The sequence below is a fragment of the Streptomyces sp. SID13666 genome (genome assembly GCF_010548325.1).
GTDB classification, from domain to species: Bacteria; Actinomycetota; Actinomycetes; order Streptomycetales; family Streptomycetaceae; genus Actinacidiphila; species Actinacidiphila fildesensis.
Genome location: NZ_JAAGLX010000258.1, coordinates 1 through 364 on the forward strand (window position 1 = coordinate 1; position 364 = coordinate 364).

Annotated in this window: 2 rRNA genes; both read left to right on the plus strand. The window is 54.7% G+C overall.

The window, feature by feature from the left end:
- A 23S ribosomal RNA gene (locus G3I60_RS44370) occupies window positions 1-103 on the plus strand; the annotation flags it as partial.
- A gap of 141 nt (window positions 104-244) precedes the next feature.
- Window positions 245-361: ribosomal RNA gene (gene rrf / locus G3I60_RS44375) — 5S ribosomal RNA — on the plus strand.
- Window positions 362-364 lie beyond the last annotated feature (3 nt).

Sequence of the window (364 nt, forward strand, 5' to 3'; positions counted from 1 at the left end):
GAGGGGTTAAGGCTCCCAGTAGACGACTGGGTTGATAGGCCAGATGTGGAAGCCCGGTAACGGGTGGAGCTGACTGGTACTAATAGGCCGAGGGCTTGTCTAACTATTTTTGCTTCGCGTCCACTGTTTGGTTCCCGGGTTGCGAACAGTCGCTCCGGTTGAACCAGTACTACTTAAATTGAAAAGTGTGCTTGTTCGCTTGGCACTGTCAATAATCCCGTTCAGCGGGATGGCCCGATAGTGTTTCGGTGGTCATAGCGTTAGGGAAACGCCCGGTTACATTCCGAACCCGGAAGCTAAGCCTTTCAGCGCCGATGGTACTGCAGGGGGGACCCTGTGGGAGAGTAGGACGCCGCCGAACAAT